Origin of the sequence: Microbacterium sp., assembly GCF_031179285.1 — a bacterium.
In the GTDB taxonomy this organism is placed as follows: Bacteria; Actinomycetota; Actinomycetes; order Actinomycetales; family Microbacteriaceae; genus Microbacterium.
This window is the reverse complement of the sequence record NZ_JAPSHY010000062.1, coordinates 1-4,503: the sequence shown is the minus strand read 5'-3', so window position 1 is coordinate 4,503 and position 4,503 is coordinate 1. Positions and strand designations below refer to the sequence as shown.

The following is a 4,503-nucleotide window of genomic DNA, read 5'->3' as shown; positions in this document are numbered from 1 at the left end:
CCGCGGTGATGAGCCCGCCGAGGGTCCAGAACAGGATGATGCCGGCGCCGACCATGGCCGACGGGTTGCGAAGCAGCAGCGTCAAGGCGGTGGTCCGGCCGCGCCGGGCGGGCTGCGCCTTCTGCTGCGCGACGGAGAGCGTGGTGGTCTCAGACATTGCGCACCTTCGGGTCGAAGATCCCCTGCGACAGGTCGACGAGCAGGTTCACCACCAGGTAGATGATCGCGGCGAGCAGTGTCATGGCCTGCACGGGCGCGTAGTCGGTGGCGTTGATGGACTCGACGACGTAGCCGCCGATGCCCGGCCAGCTGAAGATCGTCTCGGTGATCACGGCGCCGCCGAGCAGCTGTCCGAGCTCGAGGCCGACGATCGTCACGATCGAGGGCGCCGCGTTCTTCAGCGCGTGACCGCCGATGATGCGCGCCGGCCCCATGCCCTTCGCGGCGGCGGTGCGGATGTAGTCCTGGCCAAGCACCTCGAGCATCGACGAGCGGGTCATCCGCGAGATGATCGCGACGGCACCGACCGAGAGCACCATGGCTGGCCAGATGAGGTGCGCCAGTGAGCTCTGCAGGGCCGCGGTGTCGCCGGTGAGGATGCTGTCGATCAGGTACATCCCGGTGACGCGCGTGGGCGGGTTCAGCGAGTCGTCGATGCGGCCGACCGGTGCGGGCGCCCAGCCCAGGCTGCCGTAGAACACCGAGATCACGATGAGTCCGAGCCAGAACAGGGGCATCGAGGCCCCCAGCAGCGAGATCACGCGCGTGGCGTGGTCGGCGAAGCGCCCGCGCTGGGTGGCGCCGAGGATGCCGAGCGGCACGCCGACCAGGATGCCGATGAGCAGCGCGGCGAGGCCGAGCTCGACGGTGGCGGGGAAGCGCGTGGCGAAGTCCTCGGCGACCGGGCGTCCGGTGTGCCAGGCGTAGCCGAGATCGCCGCGGAACAGACCGGTGAGGTAATCCCAGAACTGCACCAGGATCGGCTGGTCGAGCCCCATCTGCTCGCGCAGCTTGGCGACGACGGAGTCGGCGGCGTTCTCGCCGGCGAGCGTGCGGGCGGGATCGCCCGGGAGCACGCGGGTGATCACGAAGATGCAGACGACGACGCCCAGCAGGGTGGGGATCATCGCCAGCACTCGGCGAAGTATGGTGCGCACTGCTCTCCTTGCCTCGGTCGGCTTCGGCGGGTGCGACAACTATCCGAGGCGGAACCAGCATCATGCAACTCGTTCTCACTATATGAGACGATGGTGCACGGGTGGGCGGCGTGATCGTAGGCTGACCGCAAGAGGGGGACCCACATGGCCGAAGCGAGCGGAAGAGCGCCGTTGCAGACCGTCGACCGGGCGCTCAGTATCCTGCTGTCGTTCACCGAACGGCGCACCGACTGGGGTGTGACCGATCTGGCGAAGGAGTTCGACCTCGACAAGTCGGCCGCGCAGCGCCTGCTTAGCACGCTCGCGTCGCGCGGCTTCCTGCACGCCGACCAGACGACGCGCCGGTACCGTCTCGGCCCCGCGCTGTGGCGGATCGCCTCGACCTGGGAGCGGCGGGGCGGCATGGCCGTGCTGGTCGAGCCCCTTCTCGCCGATCTCGCCGACGCGTCGTCGCGCACCGCCGTGTTCGCGCTGGCCGACGGCGCCTACGTGCGCTGCGTGGCCGCGGTCGACGGCGGCACCACCCCGATGCGCGACCATCCCCTCGTCGGCGAGCTCTACCCCGCGCACGCCGGCGCGACCTCGCGCGCCTACTTCGCCTTCCTCTCGGCCGGCCAGCGCCAGCAGCTCATGTACCACCGGCCGCTCGCTAAGTTCAGCGACCTCACCGCCCTCGACGCCGCCGAGGTGGAGGCGGAGATGCAGAAGGTGGCCGACGTCGGCTGGGCCTATTCCGCCGGCGAGTACGACCAGAACACCCGCGCCCTCGCCGCGCCCGTCTTCGTCGCCGGCCGGCCGGTCGGCTCCGTCAGCATCGGCGAGCACAAGCGCGAGCGGCTCGGCGACATCAACGACCACCTCGACGCCGTGCTGAGGACCGCCCAGCAGATCGGCAACCTCCTCTCCTCCCACGCACCACAGCGAAAGCAGCACCGATGAACCTCCTGCTCCTCTCGAACTCCACCAATGTCGGCCAGGGCTACCTCGAGCACGCCTGGGATGCCGTACTGCCCGCGCTCGACGGCATCGACGAACTGGTGTTCGTGCCCTACGCGCTGGCCGACCACGACGCCTACACGGCGAAGGTGCGCGAGGCGTTCGCCCCGCACGGCATCGCGGTGCGCGGCGCCCACGAATCCTCCTCCCCCGCCGCGACCGTGGCGGATGCGGCGGCCGTGTTCGTCGGCGGCGGCAACACGTTCCGCCTGCTCGACCGGGTGATCTCGCTCGGACTGGACGACGCGCTGCGCGCGCACTCCGAGGCGGGGCGCCCGTACCTGAGCGCGAGCGCGGGCACCAACCTCGCTGCGCCGAGCATCCGCACCACCAACGACATGCCGATAGTGTTCCCGGGGCGCTTCGAGGCGCTGGGACTCGTGCCGTTCCAGATCAACTGCCACTACCTCGACGCCGACCCGTCGTCGACCCATGCCGGCGAGACCCGCGCTCTGCGACTGACCGAGTACCTCGAGGAGAACGAGACGCCCGTGGTCGCGCTGCGCGAGGGCACCTGGATCCGCGTCGCCGACGGCCGCTTCACCATCGGCGGCGAGGCCGTCGCCGCCGATCGCGGTCCCGCGCTGCTGTTCGCCCCCGGTCAGGAGCCTCACGAGATCTCAGGAGAGGTCACCGCACTCCTCACCGCGGCGCGCTGATCCTTCGCCTGCGATCACGGCGCCGCCCGCCGCGCGCGGGTGACCTGCGCCCCGCTGAGCTGTGCGGCTGCACCCTCGAGCGCGGAAAGATGGTCGAGCAGGTCGTCCTCGGGCTGCGAGGCCGCATCCTCGATGATCGCGACGGATGCCACCGGGCGGGCGCCCATCCGCACCGGCATGCCGAGCGCGCGCGTGCGCGCGTCGTACTCGCCTTCGGAGAGCGCGTCACCCAGCCGCGCGGTGTTGTCGAACTCGGCCTCGAGCGCCGTGAGGTCGGCCGGGGTCTGCTCCGAGAAGCGACCGAAGGGCCTGTCGTCGAGCAGCGCGCGACGTTCGGTCCGCTCGAGGAACGCGAAATAGGCACGGGATGCGCGCCGGCGTGCGCCGGGTACAGGGCACCGCGGAACAGATGCGAGCGCGGCGGCCCGCTGACGCCGTCGACCGCGGCGACGACGCGCACGTAAGCCCCGTCCGGGATCGCGAACACGGCGGTGCGACGGCTGACGGTGGCGAGCTCCTCCAGCACGGGACCGGCGAGCGCGGCAAGGCCGCCCGTGCGCTCCCACAGCATCGCCATCCGCCACAGCGCCGGACCCAGCCGGTAGCGACGGCTGTACGGCACCACACGCAGGAAACCCTGCTCGGCCAGGGCCGCGAGAAGCCGCTGCGCGGCCGAGCGGCTCAGACCGAACTCCGCCGCCAACTCGGTGACGCCCCACTACGAGCGGGTCTCGGAGTACGAGAGCAGGATCGCGAGCGCCCGCTCGACGGTCTGCAGCGATGTGGTGGCCACAGCGTCACCCTAAGCGCGCCGATCCGATACCGGGACAGAATCCCAGATAACGGGATTCATTTGGCACCGGGCATCCGGCGCTCTCACACTTGCTTCGTCACCGCCGACACGTTAAGACCACCCGAATGAGCTCCCACACCACCACCGGTGCGTTCGTCACCGAGAACACGTCTTCGCGTCACCCACGCGCGCTCGAACCCGCCACCCTGATCTTCACCATCCTGCTGAGCGTGGGAGGGGCCGTCATCGGTCTCCACCTCGTCACGACGCTGGGCATCTCGGCCAACACCTCCGTTATCGTGCGCCACGATCCGGGGCCTGAACCCGAAGCAGCTGGCCGATCGGCTCGTGCACTTCCGTACCGACGCCATCGTCGCCGATGCCGAGGCGCTTCGCGCCGCGCTAGGTGCCCCAACCTGGAGCATTCTGGGGCAGAGCTTCGGCGGTTTCATCGCTACGAGCTACCTCTCCCGCCATCCGAACTCCCTCGAGCGCGTGCTGATCACCGCCGGCCTGCCGACACTCAACGGCGAGCCCGACGAGGTATACCGTCGCACCTTCGCGCAGACCGCTCGGCGTTGCGACGAACTGTTCGACACCCGCCCGGACGTGCAGCAAATCTGTCACGATATCGTGCAGCACCTCGCCGAGCACGACGAGCGGTTGCCCACCGGCGAACGCCTGACACCCGAGCGCTTCCGCACCCTCGGCATCCAGCTGGGCTCACAGAGCGGCTTCGCCGCGATTGCGTACCAGCTCGAAGCCTCATTCGTGCGGACGCCGCGGGGTCACCGGCTCAGCGACGCGTTCCTCGTCGAGGCGGAAGGCGTGCTGTCTTTCGGGCGGAATCCGTTGTACGCCGTCATGCACGAGTCGATCTACTCCTCCGGCGCACCGA

The 4,503-nt window shown here is 69.8% G+C and carries 5 protein-coding genes and 1 pseudogene; 3 read left to right on the top strand and 3 right to left on the bottom strand.

What is annotated here, in order from left to right; translation table 11 throughout:
- Window positions 1-149: 149 nt before the first annotated feature.
- The gene (locus RIN18_RS17260) at window positions 150-1,157 is read right to left on the bottom strand and encodes an ABC transporter permease (protein ID WP_309069853.1); all 1,008 of its coding nucleotides are present in this window, start codon (window positions 1,155-1,157) and stop codon (window positions 150-152) included.
- 144 nt (window positions 1,158-1,301) lie between these two features.
- Here RIN18_RS17260 and RIN18_RS17255 point away from each other — a divergent pair, with 144 nt between their 5' ends.
- Together RIN18_RS17255 and pepE are read left to right on the top strand one after the other, a co-directional pair.
- Window positions 1,302-2,096 (top strand): IclR family transcriptional regulator, encoded by a 795-nt coding sequence (locus tag RIN18_RS17255; RefSeq protein ID WP_309069513.1) that lies wholly within the window; start codon window positions 1,302-1,304, stop codon window positions 2,094-2,096.
- The gene (gene pepE / locus RIN18_RS17250) at window positions 2,093-2,812 is read left to right on the top strand and encodes a dipeptidase PepE (RefSeq protein ID WP_309069514.1); all 720 of its coding nucleotides are present in this window, start codon (window positions 2,093-2,095) and stop codon (window positions 2,810-2,812) included. The genes RIN18_RS17255 and pepE overlap by 4 nt, the downstream gene beginning before the upstream one ends.
- Window positions 2,813-2,826: 14 nt before the next feature.
- Here pepE and RIN18_RS17245 read toward each other — a convergent pair whose 3' ends face one another.
- Window positions 2,827-3,378 (bottom strand): IclR family transcriptional regulator C-terminal domain-containing protein, encoded by a 552-nt coding sequence (locus tag RIN18_RS17245; RefSeq protein ID WP_309105212.1) that lies wholly within the window; start codon window positions 3,376-3,378, stop codon window positions 2,827-2,829.
- A gap of 68 nt (window positions 3,379-3,446) precedes the next feature.
- Window positions 3,447-3,518 (bottom strand): annotated as a pseudogene (locus RIN18_RS17695) (helix-turn-helix domain-containing protein); the annotation flags it as partial.
- Between the two features lie 435 nt (window positions 3,519-3,953).
- Between RIN18_RS17695 and RIN18_RS17240 the strand changes: the two are divergent.
- Window positions 3,954-4,503: alpha/beta fold hydrolase (locus RIN18_RS17240; protein WP_309105211.1), on the top strand; the 550-nt coding region annotated here is incomplete at its 3' end.